Genomic DNA, 16,177 nt, shown 5'->3' with positions numbered 1-16,177 from the left:
AAATTTCCGCGCATCACGTTGCGGTGTTGGCAGCGTCGGTACGCGCGGATTCATGGGCGAGTATGGCGCGTTTGACCGGCAGGCCCCAGTGATAGCCGCCCAAAGCGCCACTTTTGCGCAATGCACGGTGGCAGGGGATCAGCAGGCTGATCGGGTTGCGCCCGACGGCGGTGCCAACCGCGCGCACAGCCTTTGGGTGGCCGATGACGCAAGCGATGTCGCTATAGGTGGTCACATGGCCCGAGGGGATGCGCAGCAGCGCCTCCCACACCTTGATCTGGAACGGTGCACCGATCAGGAACAGCGGCGTGTCCGCGTTCTGGCCGGAACGTGCGCCAAAGGCTTGCAGCACCCAAGGGCGCAGCATTTCGGGGTCATGCGTAAACTGCGCCTTTGGCCAACGGCGCAGCAGGTCGTCCAAGGCTGCCTCATCGCCCATTTCGGCGGCAAAGCCGATGCCGCAGATGCCGCGGTCTGTGCCGGTGACGATGGCGCGGCCAAAGGGGCTGTCGAACCAGCCATGTCGGATGGTCAGGCCCTCGCCCGCGCGGGCAAAATTGCCCGGTGTCATCGCTTCCCACGTCAGGAACAGATCGTGCAGACGGCCTGACCCGGACAGGCCTGCACCATCGGCGGCGGCAAGAGTGGTGTGGCGGGTGGCCAGCAGGGTCTTGGCATGATCCAGGGCCAGATATTGTTGGTAGCGCTTCGGGCTGATCCCGACCCATGCCGAGAACACGCGCTGGAAATGGGCCGCGCTCATCCCCATGCGGGCGGCGAGCGCATCCAGCGTCAGCCCCGGCCCGGCGGCGTCAATCTCGCGCAGCGCGCGGCTGATGACGTTGTAATGATAGTCTGGGGACAGGTCTGACATGGCATTCTCCTTGTCCTTATCCTTACGGCCAGAGGTGTGGCTTTACGACCCGTTTCCTGCGGCTTTGCACGCTTGCGATATGGGGCGGATTGTGGTGCAAACGCCTATGGCCAAGCAACTTGATTACCACGCAATGCGCGCGATCTTTACCCGGTTCCAACAGGCGGAGCCGGAGCCGAAGGGCGAGTTGGAACATGTGAACGCATTCACCTTGGTGGTGGCAGTGGCATTGTCGGCGCAGGCGACCGATGTGGGCGTGAACAAGGCCACGCGCGCGCTGTTCGCCATTGCCGACACCCCTGCCAAGATGCTGGCTTTGGGCGAAGAGCGGTTGATGGACCATATCAAGACCATCGGCCTGTTCCGCAACAAGGCCCGCAACGTCATCAAGCTAAGCCAGATCCTGCATGAACAATACGGCGGTCAGGTGCCATCAAGCCGGGCCGCGCTGCAATCCTTGCCGGGTGTCGGGCGCAAGACGGCCAATGTTGTGCTGAATATGTGGTTTGGCCAGCCTGCGCAGGCCGTGGATACCCATATCTTTCGCGTTGGCAACCGCTCTGGCATCTGCCCCGGTCGTGATGTTGACGTGGTCGAACGCGCGATTGAAGACAACGTGCCGGCCGAGTTTCAGCACCACGCACATCACTGGCTTATTCTGCATGGCCGGTATATCTGCGTTGCGCGCAAACCAAAATGCGGTATCTGCCCGATCCGGGAATGGTGCCTTTACGAGGAAAAATCTGAATGAAAACGTATCAGGTTGTCGGGATCGGCAATGCCATCGTGGATGTCTTCGCGCAGTCGGATGACAGTTTTCTGGAACTGATGGGCATTGAAAAAGGTATCATGCAACTGGTTGAGCGGGAGCGCGGTGAATTGCTGTACGCCGCGATGAAAGACCGCAAGCAGGCGCCGGGCGGATCGGTGGCCAATTCATTGGCTGGCTTGGGCAATCTGGGGCTGACCACTGGCTTTATCGGGCGGGTGCATGATGATGCTCTCGGCCGGTTCTATGCCAAGTCGATGGACGACAACGGCACCAGCTTTGTGAACCCACCCGTGCCGGGGGGTGAACTGCCGACCTCGCGTTCGATGATCTTTGTCTCGCCCGATGGTGAGCGGTCGATGAACACCTATCTGGGGATCTCGTCCGAGCTTGGGCCCGACGATGTGGCCGATGATGTGGCCGGGCAGGCTGAGATCTTGTTTCTTGAAGGCTATCTGTATGACAAGCCCAAAGGCAAGCAGGCGTTTGAGCGGGCGGCGCAGTTGTGCCGGTCCAACGGTGGCAAAGCGGGGATCGCCCTGTCAGACCCCTTTTGCGTGGACCGTCACCGCAACGATTTCCGCCGTCTGGTCAAAGAGCTGGATTATGTGATCGGCAACGAACACGAATGGGAATCGCTGTATCAGACCGACCTGTCAGCCGCACTTGCGCAGGCCGCGCAGGATTGCGGGCTGGTGGTCTGCACCCGGTCGGGTCACGACGTTATTCTGGTGCGCGGTGATGAACAGGCCGTGGCCCCGGTCAAACGGATTGTACCTGTTGATGCAACCGGTGCAGGCGACCAGTTTGCCGCCGGGTTTATCTATGGCATGGCCACCGGTCAAAGCCTTGCCACATCAGGCCGCATGGGCTGTGTGGCGGCGGCAGAGGTCATCAGCCATTTCGGTGCGCGGCCCGAGGCGGATCTGAAAGCGCTGTTCCGGCGCGAAGGCTTGATCTGAACCCAGCCGCCCGCAGCCACATCGCATCGACCCGGTCAATCTCGGCTGGATCAAAGCGGTCGGCCTCTTTCCAGTATTTGCCCGAGGGCACCACATAGCCCAGTTCCGCTTCGCGGTGCAGGGCGGCTTCGGTCAGGCGGGCGTCAAAGGCCATCGGGTGTTGATTGGGCAGCGCGTCGCGCGTGGTGCGCGGATAGATCAGACGGCTTTCGGGCGCATTCGACAGGTTCACCACCGCGCAGCCTGCGCGCGCCGCCAGCACCATGAACCGCGCCGATTTCGCTTCAAGCGAGCGTAAGGTGATATCATCCCGCAACGGGTCAGGCGTGCCGGTGCCATAAAAATGTGTGGGGCCGCTTGCTGGATAGACCATATCGCAGCCGACCATCGCAATCACCTTGGGGTGCAGCGCCCGCAGTGCCCAATAGGCAGCCGTAAACGCCATGGTGCCGCCGGCATAGACAAACCCGCCAAGCGCATTTTGCAAGGGAACATACTCGGCAGAGGTCACGACGCTTTGGCCGGGGTGCAGGCTGGTTGGGCGCCGATCAACCGGAAAATCCTCTGGGTGGATCAGCGCATCCCAGTCGGGGCGCACCTGCCAAGCATTGTTGATTGCCACCAGATGGGCGTCGCCCTTTGGCATGGCAGCTGCGGCCAAAACGCCGGGGCCTGACCCCATGATAATCACTGTCCGCATCAGACGCCTCGTTTTCTGCTGTGCAGCAAACTAGAGCGGTCGGGCCACAAAGCCATGACACGGGCGATGAAAAAAATCAGTCGCCCAGTTTCGCGTGAACTTCCTCCAGATCAATCTGGCCAACCGGCAGCTTGTTGCCCGGATTGTCGAAATCATATTTGAACAGCTGGAAGTCCCGCTTGTAGATTTCCCAGACCAGATGCCGCGACAGGTCGTCGAAATAATCTTCAACCGGATGCGCGCGCTTGGGCCCGTGCCCTTCGCTCTCATTAAACCGCGGAATTTTTTTCAGATCAACCGCATGCTTGTGTTTGGTCTGGTCCAGCACCACCTGCATGCCATCGTTGAACATCTCGGTGAAAAAGATGTGGTCGTAGCGCCCGCCGTTGACGATGAATGTCGAGATATGCCCCGACATGGCCGACCAGTGGATGTCCGGCTCCATCGGTTTGCGCCAGCGGATGGTGTCGCGCGCGAACAAAAGGAAGCGACGAAAGCTTTTGATCTGGTCAAAGTCGAAATTATCCTCGGGGCTGCCGACCTCTATCCCGTATTTCTGCGCCAGTTGCGGCACAAGATTGCCGCGATAGCGCTTTCCATTGCGCTGGATGCCGCAGATCTTGTCGAAAAATGATGACAGGATACGCTGATACGGGTTGCGCACGCAGGTAAAGGCATAAGATTTGTGCCCCTTCACATTGCGTTCGATCAGCGGCTGGCTGTCATCTTGCGCCCATTTGTGCAGGCCCTTTTTCGAATCGTGGATGTCGCCGTCGAAAAATTCGCCGTGGTCAGAATAGAACATGATCTGACCAATGGTCGAACAGGCGCATTTCGGGACTACCCGGTACACCATGCTTTCACTTTCTGTCATCCATGTGCCGGGAAATCCCATATCAAACCGCTCCATTTCTGCCGGGCTTGGCTACCCAGTGCATTCTTACGCCCAGAGTCGCAAAAAAACTCTGTCGTTTCAATGTGTGATAAAGCTATTTAGAGAAACAGTGAGTCAGCCGCCTCGGGGATCGTCGCCAATATGGCAAGAATAGCCTACATCCTTCTGACCCACAAAGACCCTGATGGCATTATTGCTCAGGCGGAACGGTTGACGGCTGGTGGTGATTTCGTCGCGATACACTTCGATGCCAATGCCCGTCAGAGCGATTTTGACCGGATTAAGGCAGAGCTTTCCGCCAACCCGTCCGTCGTTTTTGCAAAACGGCGGGTCAAATGTGGCTGGGGGGAATGGAGTCTTGTCGAGGCGACCTTGCTTGCTGTGCGCGCAGCGGTCGAGGCATTTACGCGCGCGACGCATTTTTACATGCTGTCGGGCGACTGCATGCCGATCAAATCAGCGGAATATACGCATGATTTTCTTGATCGTGAGGATGTGGATTACGTTGAAAGCGTCGATTTTTTCAACTCGGACTGGATCAAAACCGGCATCCGGGATGAACGGCTTGTCTTTCGACACTACTTCAACGAGCGCACACAAAAAGAGTGGTTCTATCGCTCGATGGACTGGCAGCGCAAACTGGGCCTGACGCGCAAGGTGCCCGCCGATATCCAGATGCAGATCGGATCGCAATGGTGGTGCCTGCGTCGCCGCACGATTGAACAGATCCTGCAGTTCAGCGACCGTCGACGTGACGTGATGCGTTTTTTCCGTACAACGTGGATCCCGGACGAGACATTCTTTCAGACGCTGGTGCGTCATCTGGTGCCAGAACAAGACATCCGCTGCCGCAGTCTGACATTTCTGATGTTCACCGATTACGGCATGCCGGTCACCTTCTACAATGACCACTTTGATCTTTTGCTCAGCCAGGATTACATCTTTGCGCGTAAAATCAGCCCTCAGGCCACGGATCTGAAGGAACGGCTGGGCAAGCTCTACACGACCAAGAGCGTGCGCTTTCAGATCTCGAACGAAGGGCGAAGTCTGTTCAAGTTTCTGACCGGACGTGGCCGGATCGGTCGCCGCTTTGCCCCGCGCTTTTGGGAGCGTGAAAGCACCGTCGGGCGTGAACGGCAGCTGATGATGGTAACCTGCAAGAAATGGCATGTGGCCAAGCGACTGGTGGACCGGGTGCGGCAAGTGACAAACATGCCAGCCATCGAATATCTGTTCAACGAAGATAATACCGAATTGCCCGATTTGGGCGGCATTCAGAACACGCTGGAAAAGCGGACCCGCCACCGCCGGGCGCTGGTGCGGATGCTGTTCGACTATTGGGAAACCGATAAACTGGTGCTGTGCATTGACCCGGCGAATGTCGATCTGATGCAGGATTTCTACAATGATAAGGCGACGGTGCGGCTTTTGGAAATCGACTGTGATTTTACCGATGACTACCTGATCGGCCATGCCCGGCGGGTTGGTCTTGCCGGCGACCGGACCCCACAGGAAACCATCGACAGGCTGCTGCCGACGATCCGCTATGATGTGAAGTTTGAATCTGACCGGTTGCGCGATGCCGGGTTCAAGGATTTTCACCGCATTCGTCAGTCGGCCAGCATCGATGAAAACACCACACCCCTGGCCGAATTTCTTGATATCCCGGTAGAAAAGGCTCGTGATATTGCGGGCACTGACTATCTTTTTGTGGACTGACTTTTTGTGGACTGATCCAATGAAAACACCCTATGACCCCAACAACGTCTTTGCCCGTATCTTGCGCGGTGAAATCCCGAACAAGACGGTGCTGGAAACCCCGCACACGCTGGCGTTTCACGACATCGGACCACAAGCGCCGGTGCATGTACTGGTCATCCCGAAAGGGGCTTATGTGGATTTTGCCGAGTTTGCGGCCAAGGCACCGGCCGAGGAGCTGGTCGATTTCCACCGCGCCTGTGCCCAGATCTGCGAGATGCTGGGTCTGACCGGGGCCGAGGGCTACCGCGCTATAACCAATGCGGGAACGCATGGTATGCAAGAAGTGCCGCATTACCACCTGCACATTCTGGGCGGCCGTATCCTGGGCCGTCTGGTCGAGCCGGTCTGATCTGAATGCGCGGCTGCGCCGCACTCTTTTTATCTCGTCGCGCGCGTCTCCTCGGGTTGCCTCCGGCTCGAGGCGAAGCCGAGGGGCGGAGCCCATTTGGTGGCGGGCAGGTTCAGTGGGCCGCAGCCCAGTTCTTGCCCTGACCCGATTCGACCGTGAGCGGCACCTTGAGCGTCAGAACCGGGCGGTGCGCGCTTTCCATCACTGCTTTTGCACGAGCGGTCAGTTCGTTTGCGTCGGTTTCGGACACGTCGAACAGCAGTTCATCATGCACCTGCAGCAGCATCTTGGCGTCGAGTTCTTTGATCGCATCCGGCATGCGGATCATGGCGCGGCGGATTACATCTGCGGCGGTCCCTTGGATTGGGGCGTTGATGGCGGCGCGTTTGGCAAAGCCTGCGGTGGGGCCTTTGGCGTTGATCTCGGGTGTATGGATTTTGCGACCGAACAGGGTTTGGACATAGCCTTTATCCTGGGCGAATTTGATCGTTTCGGACATGTATTCCTTTATTCCGGGGAAGCGTTCGAAATAGCGGTCGATGAAGCCCTGTGCCTCGGCGCGTGGGATGCGCAGGTTGCGGGCAAGGCCAAAGCCGGAGATGCCATAGATCACGCCGAAGTTGATCGCCTTGGCGCGGCGGCGGATATCTGGCGTCATCTGATCCAAAGGCACGCTGAACATCTCCGATGCGGTCAGCGCATGGATGTCGATGCCATCCTTGAACGCCTGCTGCAGCGAGGGGATGTCGGCGACATGGGCGAGGATGCGCAGCTCGATCTGGCTATAGTCGAGCGACACAAGCACGCGGCCTGCGGGTGCGACGAAGGCTTCCCGGATGCGGCGACCTTCTTCGGTCCGGATCGGAATATTTTGCAGGTTTGGGTCGGTTGAGGACAACCGCCCGGTGACGGCCCCCACCAGCGAGTAAGACGTATGCACCCGCCCGGTTTCTGGGTTGATGTGGTCTTGCAGCGCGTCGGTATAGGTGGATTTAAGCTTTGACAGCTGCCGCCAGTCCAGCACGCGGGCGGCCAGTTGCGCACCCTTTGGGTGGGTGTCTTCCAGCGTGGTCAGGTCTTCGAGAATATCGGCCCCGGTGGCATAGGCCCCGGTCTTGCCTTTGGTGCCGCCGGGCAGGGCCAGCCTGTCAAACAACACCTCGCCCAGTTGCTTGGGGGAGCCTACGTTGAACTTGTCGCCTGCGAGGGTCTGAATTTCATCCTCCAGTCCGGCCATTTTCTGGGCAAAGGCGTTGGACATGCGTGAGAGCGTGTCGCGATCAACCTGAATGCCGTGCATTTCCATGCGGGCCAGCACCGGAACCAGCGGGCGTTCCAGCGTTTCATACACCGTCGTCACATGGGTGCGGTGCAGGTTTGGGCGGAAGTTTTGCCACAGGCGCAGGGTTACGTCGGCATCTTCGGCGGCGTATTTCACTGCATCATCAATCGCCACCCGGTCAAAGGTGATGGCCGATTTGCCCGAGCCAAGCAGAGGCTTGATCGGAATGGGTGTATGGCCGAGGTAGGTTTCTGACAGCGTGTCCATGCCGTGATTGTGCAGGCCCGCATACATGGCCGACGACATCAGCATGGTGTCCTCGATCGGCGCGACCGTCACCCCGATGCGGGCGAAGATCTTCCAGTCATATTTCATGTTCTGGCCGATTTTCAGGATCGCCGGGTCTTCGAGGATTGGTTTCAGCACCGCAAGCACGTCATCCAGCGGCAACTGCCCCGGCACCAGATCGGTTGTGCCGAACAGATCGCCGCCGCCCTGTTTGTGGCTGATGGGGATATAGCAGGCGCGGCCCGCATCCACGCAGAGCGAGATGCCGACCAGTTCGGCGCGCATCTCGTCCAGACTGGTGGTTTCGGTATCTACCGCAACATGGCCGACCTCGTGGATACGGTCTGCCCAGGCGTGAAGGGCAGGCAGGGTGTCGACCCGCTCATAGTGGCTTGCATCGAAGGGCAGGCGTTCGGGGGTGGCGGCTTGCTTTTCGGGGGCTTCGGGCAGGGCGGGGGCCTCGACCTTTAGCCGCTCTGATACGCGGCGGGTGAGGGTGCGAAACTCCATCTCTTGCAGGAAGGTCATCAGGGTTTCCGGGTCTGGGTCGCGCATGTCCAGATCGGTGAGGCCGAAGTCCAGCGGCACTTGGGAGTCCAGCGAGACAAGGCGTTTGGAAATGCGGATCAGATCGGCATTGTCGATCAGGGCCTCGCGGCGCTTGGGTTGCTTGATCTCGGCTGCGCGGTCCAGCAGGGTTTCCAGATCGCCGTATTCGTTGATCAAAAGGGCTGCGGTTTTCAGCCCGATCCCCGGCGCGCCCGGCACGTTGTCGACCGAATCGCCAGCCAGTGCCTGTACATCGACCACACGTTCTGGCCCGACGCCGAATTTCTCGATCACCTCATCGCGGTCGATGGTCTTGTCTTTCATCGGATCCCGCATCCGCACACCGTTTCCGACCAGTTGCATCAGGTCTTTGTCGGAGGAGATGATGGTGCAGGCGCCGCCCGCCTCGACCGCTTGGCGCGCGAGGGTGGCGATGATGTCATCGGCCTCGAACCCTTCGATCTCGATGCAGGCGACGTTGAAGGCGCGGGTGGCGTCGCGGGTCAGCGGGAACTGCGGGCGCAGGTCTTCGGGCGGCTCTGGGCGGTTGGCTTTGTAAGCTGGGTAGATGTCGTTGCGGAAAGTTTTGGAAGAATAGTCAAAGATCACCGCAATATGGGTCGGTACTTCGCGCCCTGATTTGGTCAGCTCACCCCAGAGGATGTTGCAAAACCCGGCGACAGCCCCCACCGGCAGGCCATCTGATTTGCGTGTCAGGGGGGGCAGTGCGTGATAGGCGCGAAAGATATAGGCCGATCCGTCGATCAGATGCAGATGGTGCCCCTTGCCGAACTGCGCGCCCATGGTCAAACTCCCCGTCATACGATTTGAGGTCAGTCTTGCCATGTTCCTGCGTCTGCTGCCACCCTTGCTTGTTGCCGCCACCCCGGTCTTTGCCGAGGTCGATCTGTGTCCGATGACGGATGATGGTGCGAATTGCGTCCGTATTCTTGCCTGTATCGGAGAGCAGGGGCGCTGGTTTCATGGCCGTGCCTTTGGTCGCGGCGAGGGGACTTTGGCCGGGGTGGTCAATGACGGGGCGACCTGTGCGGGGGATTGGACCAGCCGCAACGCTTTTGGCACTGGACAGGCCAATGTGGTCTGTGACGACGGGATGAGCGCGACGGTGATCTATTTCTATTAGGATGAATACATAGGCACGGCGCTTGGCAAGGGGATCAGCAACCGAGAAGAGGTGGTTCAAAGCTGGTCGGGCATGCATGTGCTGGAGTATTTCCGCGATGGGAACCCCAGCGCCGAGGCCGTGATGAAATGCGGCAGTTTCGATATCCCGATCAGCTGAACACGCGTGAGCGATTGGTCAAGCGAGCACGGCACTGCGTCGCCAAGCCCAAAGCGGTTGGTTTTCAGTGATCGCCGTGGGCGTGCTCACGGTCGATCACATACCGCTTGTCGCAATAGCCGCATTCGACAAATCCGGTGTCTTGCGGAATGGTCAGCCAGACGCGCGGATGGCCCAGGGCACCTTCGCCGCCGTCGCAGCAAACTTTCCAGGTGGTGACGATCTGGGTTTCGGGTGCGTTGGTGGTCATGGCTGGAATCCTGTGGTTTTGCTGCGTCCGCATCATACGGCAAACCACCGCGCGGGCAAGGGAGACACGCGGCCCGAAGGCGTCAGTCGCCAATCGGTTGGTTGCGCGATTTCAGCGCCTGAAGCCACATCAGCCCATGCACGGTAGCGCGCGCGGGTCGGTATTCGCCCGATACCCAAATGCTGCCATCCCCGGCATCCAGCGCACTGCACATGGCGGGCAGGTCAAAGCCCCCGCCGCCCGGTTCATTGCGCGATGGGAAGCCTGCGATCTGCACATGGCTGATCCTGTCGTGGTGCGCGTGCCATACGGCGGTGGCGTTGCCATGGATGCGCGCGGCATGCCAGACGTCGAATTGCAGACCAATTTGCGGGCTGTTCAGATCGTCCAGAATGCGGGCTGCCTGATCAAAGTCGTTCAGGAAGTAGCCGGGCATGTCGTCCGGGTTGATCGGCTCTACCGTCAGGCGCAAATCGGGGGCCTGCTGCACTGCCCATGCAAGATTTTCCCGGTAGACCTGTTCGGCCTGCGGCCCTTTGGCGACTCCTGCCATCACATGCACCCGTTCGGCACCCAGACGTGTCGCCAAGGCGGCCGCACGCAAGAATCCGTCGCGAAATATGTCCTCTGTCCCCGGAACCGCGGCAAAGCCACGATCCCCCGCCGACCAGTTGCCGGGTGGCGTGTTGATCAGTGCCAGCGGCAGGCCCGCCAGCGCGCGTTCCCAGTCAGCTTCGGGGTGATCATATGGGAACAGAACTTCGGCACCGTCAAACCCGGCCTGCGCCGCCAGTTCGGGTCGGTGCAGGCTGGGCACCTCGGTGAACAGCATCGTCAGGTTGGCGGCAAATCGGGGCATTCAGGGCAAGTCAGCCGATCGGGTCATGGGAAAGAAAACGCCCGCTGACCAAACGCCGAACCATGGGGTGCCGTCAACATCTTCCTGCGTTCCCAGATCAACCAGCCGATAAAATGTCTTGCGGTCGATCCGCGCCTCCATCCCGCCGCGGATGTGGACAAAGGGGGCCGGTTCTGCGGTTGCGGGGTCAAGGGTGATGCGAATGGCGTGGTCTGGTCCGGCCAGTACCTCATCTTCGGTTTTTGTGCTAAAGGTCAGGTTCTGGTCACGGCCCGCTCCGGTGGCCAAAAGGTCCACCGCCAGAAATGGCGTGTCATCGACCTGAATGCCGACCTTTTCCACCGGGGTCACAAGATAGAAGCGATCCCCTTCGCGTTTCAGGATCGACGAGAACAGCTTGACCATCGCGACCCGGCCAATCGGTGTGCCCTCGTGAAACCATGTGCCGTCACGGGCGATCCGCATGTCCATTTCGCCGCAATAGGGCGGGTTCCACAAATGCACCGGGGGCGGCCCTTTTTTCGGCAATGCCGCAAGGGTCGCGGACAGCCCATCGGGTGACACCACGACACGCGTATCTGCCACCGTTTGCGATTTCGGAGTGTTGGGCATGGGGAGACCTGTTCTCATTTTCGGCACAATACGTCAAATGCGGAGAGTTTTATGTATGCATGACTGCAGGCTTTTACCACAACGGGTTCCGATCATGGTCTGATCCTGCCCTGTGGCATACATTTTTTGCGTGACATGACAACACGCTGCGGCACTTTTGCGGCCAGATGCAGCTTCAAAGTCTTTCACCGTTTCGTTACGCGAAAGGTATCAACGCAAAACGCGCGCCCCTTGCAAGGCGCGCGTTTGATTTTGACTGCCGTGGCGATCAGGCCAGCGTCGGGTCGATCGCTTTGCAGGCTTCAACCAGACCCTTTACAGCGTCGACCGATTTGTCGAACATCGCCTGTTCGTCCTTGTTCAGCGTGATGTTGACCACACGCTCCACACCGCCCGCACCGATGACAGTGGGCACGCCCACATACATGCCGTTCAGGCCAAGGGCGCCGTCCACGTAAGCGGCGCAAGGCAGCAGACGCTTTTGGTCTTTGAGGAAGGCTTCAGCCATCTCAATGGCGCTGGTCGCGGGCGCATAAAACGCCGAGCCGGTTTTCAGCAGGCCGACGATTTCGGCGCCGCCGTCACGGGTGCGCTGCACGATGGCGTCGAGCTTTTCCTGCGTGGTCCAGCCCATTTGTACCAGATCGGGCAGCGGCACGCCGCCAACGGTGGAATAGCGGATCAGCGGCACCATGGTATCGCCATGGCCACCCAGCACGAATGCGGTGACATCGCGCATCGAGACGTTGAATTCTACCGACAGGAAGTGGCGGAAGCGGGCAGAGTCGAGCACGCCAGCCATGCCGACGACCTTGTTGTGTGGCAGGCCCGAGAATTCGCGCAGCGCCCAGACCATCGCGTCAAGCGGGTTGGTGATGCAGATGACAAACGCGTTGGGGGCATGCTGCTTGATGCCCTCACCCACGGATTTCATCACCTTGAGGTTGATGCCCAGCAGGTCGTCGCGCGACATGCCCGGCTTGCGGGGCACACCTGCGGTGACGATGCAAACGTCTGCGCCGGCGATATCCTCATAGGAGTTGGTGCCTTTGAGAACAGCGTCAAAGCCCTCGGACGGGCCGGATTGCGCGATATCCAGCGCCTTGCCCTGAGGGGTGCCTTCGGCGATGTCGAACACGGTAATGTCACCGAGTTCCTTGATCGCTGCGAGGTGTGCGAGCGTGCCGCCGATCTGGCCAGCGCCGATAAGGGCAATCTTGGGTCGTGCCATGGGTCAGGTCTCCCGTCTGGTGGAATGAGTCGCGCCATGGCCTAGCCCCTTGCGGCTGTTCTGGCAAGCGGTCGTTGGCCTTCATTGTATGCAACTGTGTGCCGAAAGGCCGGTGAGTGGCTGGCGAAGCCTGTTTGTTTGCGCTAACCCTTTGCGCAAAGGGGAGGCGTAGATGGAGGGTGCGGCATTCTGGTCGGCGGCGGTGATCGCGTCAGTGCTGGTGGGGATGAGCAAGGGCGGTCTGCCAGCTGTCGGTATGCTGGGGGTTCCTGTGCTGGCGCTGGTGGTCAATCCGGTCACTGCGGCGGGGCTTTTGCTGCCGGTTTATGTGCTGTCGGATATGTTCGGCCTTTACGCCTATCGCCATGCCTTTGACCGCCGGGTGCTGGCAATTCTAGTGCCGGGAATGGTGGCCGGCGTGGTTGTGGGCTGGGCAACGGCCACACTGGTGCCTGCATGGGCGGTGACGGCGCTGGTGGGGGGCATCGGTTTTGTCTTTGCGCTGAACCTGCTGTTGCGGCGAAAGGGGCCTGTGGCGCCAAGGCCTGCGCGGGTGGGGCCGGGGCTGTTGTGGGGGTCTGTGACCGGGTTCACCAGTTTCGTGAGCCATTCCGGCGCGCCACCCTATCAGGTTTACACGCTGCCGCTTGGGATGACCAAGACGGTTTTTGCCGGCACCTCGACCATTGCCTTTGCCATATTGAATGCGGTGAAGCTGGTGCCCTATTGGCATCTGGGGCAGCTGAGCCCGACCAATCTAAAGGTGGCCGTGGTGCTGATGCCGGTGGCAGCTGCGGCGGTGTTTCTGGGGGTAAAGCTGGTGAAGTGGCTGCCAGAGGCCGCGTTTTTCCGTTTTGTCACATGGGCGCTTTTGGCTCTGTCGGCGAAACTGATCTGGGACGGGGTGTCGGGAGGCTTGGGCGCATAAGAAAAGGGTGCCACAGGGGCACCCTTTTCCGGCCTTGAGGAAAGCCGATCGCCAGCGACTTAGATCTTGTCGATGGTCTTTTTTACAGTGTCCTTGGCTTCGCCAAGCGCTTGTTGGGCTTCGCCCTTACGCTCCTGTGCAATGCCCTTGGCCTGCAATTTCGGGTTGTCGGTCGCTTTGCCGACGGCCTGCTTCACGTTGCCAGATGCCTCGTTCGCCATGCCTTTGATCTTGTCGGTCGTGCTGCTCATGGTTCATTCCCTCCATAAGTGTGACGTTGTATGCTTGATCAACGCGACGGGCTTGAAAGAGGTTCCGAGCAGCCGCAGAAAAAGTTGAAAGCCGGTCTTGGGGTCAGATTTTCGCCCCTTTGGCGGGCAACTGTTCGGTGATTGTTTCAAATCCCTGACCAGACGCGACCAGACACATCAGCCCGTCAGGCCGTGTGACGGTGATGGTCCAACTGCCAGACGTGTCAGAGGCAAACACCTCCATCACGCCATTGCTGGCGGCCACACCAATACTACGGCGGGTTTCGCCGTATTTTTCGGTAAGTTGGCCAAGAACCATATCACGCTTGCCGCATTGCGTGGCGGAGTGGCCTGCGGTGGCCGCAAGGATCAGCCCGGCCGCGCCGAGCGAGAAGGCAAAAAGCGTCTGGGTCATGGCGTGCCTTTCTGATGGGTGTGGTGGGTCTGTAAGCAAAGGCTGCGCCCCGAATGCGTAGAATCGGTTAACACCACGCGCTCTCGCCGATTGGTCATGCTGCGTTGCGGCAAAATTGAGCTTGCGGTTTGTGACGAAAATGGGGTTTGTGGCGTAATATTGTTGCTTGAGGTCGAATCGATCATGAAGTCTGCGCCAAAGCCCGCCCGCCCCTTCCGGTCTGTCCTGTATATTCCCGGCTCGAAAGAACGGGCGCTGGAAAAGGCGCAAACTCTGGCGGCGGACGGAATCATTTTCGATCTGGAAGACGCGGTGGCCCCGGATGAGAAGACTCGTGCGCGCGCCGTGCTGGCAGAGGCGTTGCGCGCTGACTATGGCTCGCGGGCGCGGATTGTGCGGATCAACGGGTTTGACACCGAATGGGGCCGCGACGATGCGGCGGCCTTTGCCGATCACCCGGGCGTGGATGCGGTGCTGATCCCCAAGGTCTCCACGACCGCCGATCTGGACGCGGTGGCGGCGATTGTGCCGGGCAAACCGCTGTGGGCGATGATGGAAACCGCGCTTGGCATGCTGAATGCGGGCGCGATTGCGGGTCATCCGGCGTTGCAGGGCATGGTGATGGGCACCAATGATCTGGCCAAAGAATTGGGCGCGCGCTTTCGTGCGGATCGGTTGCCGATGATGGCGGGGCTGGGGCTGTGCCTGCTGGCGGCCAAGGCCCATGACCGCGTGATCGTTGATGGCGTCTATAACGCGTTCAAGGATGAGGACGGTTTGCGCGCGGAATGTGCGCAGGGCCGCGATATGGGCTTTGATGGCAAGACGCTGATCCACCCGCTGCAACTGGAGATCGCCAACGCCGCCTTTGCGCCCAGTGAGGCTGAGATTGATCTGGCCCGTCGCCAGATCGAGGCGTTTGATGCGGCGCTTGCCCAAGGGCAGGCGGTGGCGGTGGTCGATGGGAAAATCGTGGAAAATCTGCACATCGTGACAGCACGCGCGACGCTGGCGCGGGCGGATGCGATTGCAGCACAGGCGGTTTGACGCCATGGTGCCGAGAGGCAACCGGAGGTAACCCATGACATTCCTAATCCTTGGCGTCGCACTTTGGTGGGCAGCGCATTTCTTCAAACGTGTGGCACCTGATGTCCGCGCGGGCATGGGCGAGGCGGGCAAGGGGCTGGTGACTGGGCTGCTGATTGTCAGCATCGGGCTGATGTATTGGGGCTATGGTCAGGCCGCGGGACCGGTCTGGTGGGGACGCAGCGCGGCACTGGTGGGCATCAATAACCTGTTGATGGTGCTGGCGATTTATTTCTACGCGGTATCGGGGTCGAAAACCTGGCTGGCGCGCAAGGTACGGCACCCGCAACTTACCGGGTTCAAGCTGTGGGCGGTGGCGCATTTGCTGGTGAATGGCGATCTGCGCGGTTTCATCCTGTTTGGCGGTTTGTTGGCCTGGGCCGTGGTGTCTGTCATCGTAATCAACCGGGCACAGCCCGAATGGGTGCCGCCCGCGCCGCGCCCGGTGGCAAAAGAGTTTGTGGCGATTGCGGCCACGGTTGTGGTGACGGTTGTGGTGATGCTGCTTCACAATTGGCTGGGCGTGCGCCCTTGGGGCTAAGATCTGGGTAAGACTATGAAACTTTATCGTTTTTTGTCGGATGACGACACATCGGCCTTTTGCCACAAGGTTACGGCGGCGCTGAACAAGGGCTGGGCGTTGCAGGGCAACCCGACCTATGCGTTTGACACCGCGCGCGGTGTGATGCGCTGCGGGCAGGCGGTGGTGAAGGAGGTGGCGGGGGACTATACCGCCGACACAAAGCTGGGCGATCATTAGCGCTCACCACGCGCTGATGGCCGCCCGCGCACCGGGGGGCCAGCCCCCCGGAC

The 16,177-nt window shown here is 60.0% G+C and carries 19 protein-coding genes; 9 read left to right on the top strand and 10 right to left on the bottom strand.

Translation table 11 applies throughout. The features are described from left to right. Window positions 1-13: 13 nt before the first annotated feature. A complete protein-coding gene (locus Q8K08_RS03405) occupies window positions 14-874 on the bottom strand; it encodes a bifunctional helix-turn-helix domain-containing protein/methylated-DNA--[protein]-cysteine S-methyltransferase (RefSeq protein WP_304801316.1) in 861 nt (286 codons plus the stop codon). A 106-nt stretch (window positions 875-980) separates the two neighbouring features. Here Q8K08_RS03405 and nth point away from each other — a divergent pair, with 106 nt between their 5' ends. Then, on the top strand, window positions 981-1,625 hold the full coding sequence (nth, locus tag Q8K08_RS03400) for an endonuclease III (protein WP_304801338.1): 645 nt from the start codon (window positions 981-983) through the stop codon (window positions 1,623-1,625). Then, a complete protein-coding gene (locus Q8K08_RS03395; RefSeq protein ID WP_305249205.1) occupies window positions 1,622-2,605 on the top strand; it encodes an adenosine kinase in 984 nt (327 codons plus the stop codon). Before nth ends, Q8K08_RS03395 begins: the two co-directional genes overlap by 4 nt. Here Q8K08_RS03395 and Q8K08_RS03390 read toward each other — a convergent pair. Both Q8K08_RS03390 and Q8K08_RS03385 read right to left on the bottom strand, forming a co-directional pair. Then, entirely contained in the window at window positions 2,538-3,305 is a 768-nt protein-coding gene (locus tag Q8K08_RS03390) for a hypothetical protein (RefSeq protein WP_304801311.1), read from the bottom strand. The two genes, Q8K08_RS03395 and Q8K08_RS03390, sit on opposite strands and share 68 nt — an antisense overlap. Before the next feature lie 76 nt (window positions 3,306-3,381). After that, window positions 3,382-4,200 carry a sulfotransferase family protein gene (locus tag Q8K08_RS03385; protein ID WP_304801335.1) on the bottom strand — a complete coding sequence of 273 codons (819 nt, stop codon included), beginning with the start codon at window positions 4,198-4,200 and terminating at the stop codon, window positions 3,382-3,384. Window positions 4,201-4,341: 141 nt separating this feature from the next. Here Q8K08_RS03385 and Q8K08_RS03380 point away from each other — a divergent pair, with 141 nt between their 5' ends. Beyond that, window positions 4,342-5,919 carry a DUF5928 domain-containing protein gene (locus Q8K08_RS03380; RefSeq protein ID WP_304801309.1) on the top strand — a complete coding sequence of 526 codons (1,578 nt, stop codon included), beginning with the start codon at window positions 4,342-4,344 and terminating at the stop codon, window positions 5,917-5,919. Window positions 5,920-5,938: 19 nt separating this feature from the next. After that, window positions 5,939-6,310 (top strand): HIT domain-containing protein, encoded by a 372-nt coding sequence (locus Q8K08_RS03375; RefSeq protein ID WP_304801306.1) that lies wholly within the window; start codon window positions 5,939-5,941, stop codon window positions 6,308-6,310. A gap of 112 nt (window positions 6,311-6,422) precedes the next feature. Here the strand turns inward: Q8K08_RS03375 and polA are convergent, their stop codons facing one another. Beyond that, entirely contained in the window at window positions 6,423-9,233 is a 2,811-nt protein-coding gene (gene polA / locus Q8K08_RS03370; protein ID WP_305249276.1) for a DNA polymerase I, read from the bottom strand. Here polA and Q8K08_RS03365 point away from each other — a divergent pair. Beyond that, on the top strand, window positions 9,232-9,573 hold the full coding sequence (locus Q8K08_RS03365) for a hypothetical protein (protein ID WP_305249204.1): 342 nt from the start codon (window positions 9,232-9,234) through the stop codon (window positions 9,571-9,573). The genes polA and Q8K08_RS03365 overlap by 2 nt on opposite strands. A 223-nt stretch (window positions 9,574-9,796) precedes the next feature. Here Q8K08_RS03365 and Q8K08_RS03360 read toward each other — a convergent pair whose 3' ends face one another. The 4 genes from Q8K08_RS03360 to mdh all read right to left on the bottom strand — a co-directional run bounded on the left by Q8K08_RS03360 (window position 9,797) and on the right by mdh (window position 12,684). After that, complete coding sequence (locus Q8K08_RS03360; protein WP_304797046.1) at window positions 9,797-9,982, bottom strand: zinc-finger domain-containing protein; 186 nt, start codon at window positions 9,980-9,982, stop codon at window positions 9,797-9,799. 82 nt (window positions 9,983-10,064) lie between these two features. Beyond that, window positions 10,065-10,841 (bottom strand): hydroxypyruvate isomerase family protein, encoded by a 777-nt coding sequence (locus Q8K08_RS03355; protein ID WP_304797044.1) that lies wholly within the window; start codon window positions 10,839-10,841, stop codon window positions 10,065-10,067. Next, window positions 10,842-11,453 (bottom strand): DUF1285 domain-containing protein, encoded by a 612-nt coding sequence (locus tag Q8K08_RS03350; RefSeq protein WP_304797042.1) that lies wholly within the window; start codon window positions 11,451-11,453, stop codon window positions 10,842-10,844. It abuts the gene before it with no gap. 268 nt (window positions 11,454-11,721) lie between these two features. Then, entirely contained in the window at window positions 11,722-12,684 is a 963-nt protein-coding gene (gene mdh, locus Q8K08_RS03345) for a malate dehydrogenase (protein ID WP_305249202.1), read from the bottom strand. A gap of 172 nt (window positions 12,685-12,856) precedes the next feature. Between mdh and Q8K08_RS03340 the strand changes: the two genes are divergently transcribed. Continuing rightward, window positions 12,857-13,612: a sulfite exporter TauE/SafE family protein gene (locus Q8K08_RS03340; protein ID WP_305249201.1), complete on the top strand. Its 756-nt coding sequence runs from the start codon at window positions 12,857-12,859 to the stop codon at window positions 13,610-13,612. 59 nt (window positions 13,613-13,671) lie between these two features. On the opposite strand, the gene Q8K08_RS03335 is transcribed toward Q8K08_RS03340, so the two are convergent. Together Q8K08_RS03335 and Q8K08_RS03330 are read right to left on the bottom strand one after the other, a co-directional pair. Next, window positions 13,672-13,863 carry a CsbD family protein gene (locus tag Q8K08_RS03335; RefSeq protein ID WP_304796992.1) on the bottom strand — a complete coding sequence of 64 codons (192 nt, stop codon included), beginning with the start codon at window positions 13,861-13,863 and terminating at the stop codon, window positions 13,672-13,674. Between the two features lie 103 nt (window positions 13,864-13,966). Beyond that, window positions 13,967-14,278 carry a hypothetical protein gene (locus Q8K08_RS03330; RefSeq protein WP_304796994.1) on the bottom strand — a complete coding sequence of 104 codons (312 nt, stop codon included), beginning with the start codon at window positions 14,276-14,278 and terminating at the stop codon, window positions 13,967-13,969. Window positions 14,279-14,461: 183 nt separating this feature from the next. On the opposite strand from Q8K08_RS03330, the gene Q8K08_RS03325 reads away from it, so the two are divergent. Genes Q8K08_RS03325 through Q8K08_RS03315 form a run of 3 tightly spaced genes read left to right on the top strand, consistent with a single transcriptional unit; the run spans window position 14,462 to window position 16,124 of the window. Beyond that, complete coding sequence (locus tag Q8K08_RS03325; protein WP_305249200.1) at window positions 14,462-15,325, top strand: CoA ester lyase; 864 nt, start codon at window positions 14,462-14,464, stop codon at window positions 15,323-15,325. 34 nt (window positions 15,326-15,359) lie between these two features. Further along, entirely contained in the window at window positions 15,360-15,905 is a 546-nt protein-coding gene (locus tag Q8K08_RS03320) for an NnrU family protein (RefSeq protein ID WP_304796997.1), read from the top strand. A gap of 15 nt (window positions 15,906-15,920) precedes the next feature. Then, entirely contained in the window at window positions 15,921-16,124 is a 204-nt protein-coding gene (locus tag Q8K08_RS03315; RefSeq protein WP_304796999.1) for a DUF1737 domain-containing protein, read from the top strand. The last annotated feature ends 53 nt before the right edge of the window (window positions 16,125-16,177 follow it).

Origin of the sequence: Pseudotabrizicola sp., from assembly GCF_030684215.1 — a bacterium.
GTDB lineage: Bacteria > Pseudomonadota > Alphaproteobacteria > Rhodobacterales > Rhodobacteraceae > Pseudotabrizicola.
Note: the sequence above shows the minus strand (reverse complement) of the source record. Positions and strands in the feature narration are given on the sequence as shown.

Excerpts from the sequence above, each read along its gene's own strand:
- Q8K08_RS03405 (WP_304801316.1), bottom strand. The coding sequence starts at position 874 with ATGTCAGACCTGTCCCCAGACTATCATTACAACGTCATCAGCCGCGCG.
- nth (WP_304801338.1), top strand. The coding sequence starts at position 981 with ATGGCCAAGCAACTTGATTACCACGCAATGCGCGCGATCTTTACCCGG.
- Q8K08_RS03395 (WP_305249205.1), top strand. The coding sequence starts at position 1,622 with ATGAAAACGTATCAGGTTGTCGGGATCGGCAATGCCATCGTGGATGTC.
- Q8K08_RS03390 (WP_304801311.1), bottom strand. The coding sequence starts at position 3,305 with ATGCGGACAGTGATTATCATGGGGTCAGGCCCCGGCGTTTTGGCCGCA.
- Q8K08_RS03385 (WP_304801335.1), bottom strand. The coding sequence starts at position 4,200 with ATGGGATTTCCCGGCACATGGATGACAGAAAGTGAAAGCATGGTGTAC.
- Q8K08_RS03380 (WP_304801309.1), top strand. The coding sequence starts at position 4,342 with ATGGCAAGAATAGCCTACATCCTTCTGACCCACAAAGACCCTGATGGC.
- Q8K08_RS03375 (WP_304801306.1), top strand. The coding sequence starts at position 5,939 with ATGAAAACACCCTATGACCCCAACAACGTCTTTGCCCGTATCTTGCGC.
- Q8K08_RS03365 (WP_305249204.1), top strand. The coding sequence starts at position 9,232 with ATGGTCAAACTCCCCGTCATACGATTTGAGGTCAGTCTTGCCATGTTC.
- polA (WP_305249276.1), bottom strand. The coding sequence starts at position 9,233 with ATGGGCGCGCAGTTCGGCAAGGGGCACCATCTGCATCTGATCGACGGA.
- Q8K08_RS03360 (WP_304797046.1), bottom strand. The coding sequence starts at position 9,982 with ATGACCACCAACGCACCCGAAACCCAGATCGTCACCACCTGGAAAGTT.
- Q8K08_RS03355 (WP_304797044.1), bottom strand. The coding sequence starts at position 10,841 with ATGCCCCGATTTGCCGCCAACCTGACGATGCTGTTCACCGAGGTGCCC.
- Q8K08_RS03350 (WP_304797042.1), bottom strand. The coding sequence starts at position 11,453 with ATGCCCAACACTCCGAAATCGCAAACGGTGGCAGATACGCGTGTCGTG.
- mdh (WP_305249202.1), bottom strand. The coding sequence starts at position 12,684 with ATGGCACGACCCAAGATTGCCCTTATCGGCGCTGGCCAGATCGGCGGC.
- Q8K08_RS03340 (WP_305249201.1), top strand. The coding sequence starts at position 12,857 with ATGGAGGGTGCGGCATTCTGGTCGGCGGCGGTGATCGCGTCAGTGCTG.
- Q8K08_RS03335 (WP_304796992.1), bottom strand. The coding sequence starts at position 13,863 with ATGAGCAGCACGACCGACAAGATCAAAGGCATGGCGAACGAGGCATCT.
- Q8K08_RS03330 (WP_304796994.1), bottom strand. The coding sequence starts at position 14,278 with ATGACCCAGACGCTTTTTGCCTTCTCGCTCGGCGCGGCCGGGCTGATC.
- Q8K08_RS03325 (WP_305249200.1), top strand. The coding sequence starts at position 14,462 with ATGAAGTCTGCGCCAAAGCCCGCCCGCCCCTTCCGGTCTGTCCTGTAT.
- Q8K08_RS03320 (WP_304796997.1), top strand. The coding sequence starts at position 15,360 with ATGACATTCCTAATCCTTGGCGTCGCACTTTGGTGGGCAGCGCATTTC.
- Q8K08_RS03315 (WP_304796999.1), top strand. The coding sequence starts at position 15,921 with ATGAAACTTTATCGTTTTTTGTCGGATGACGACACATCGGCCTTTTGC.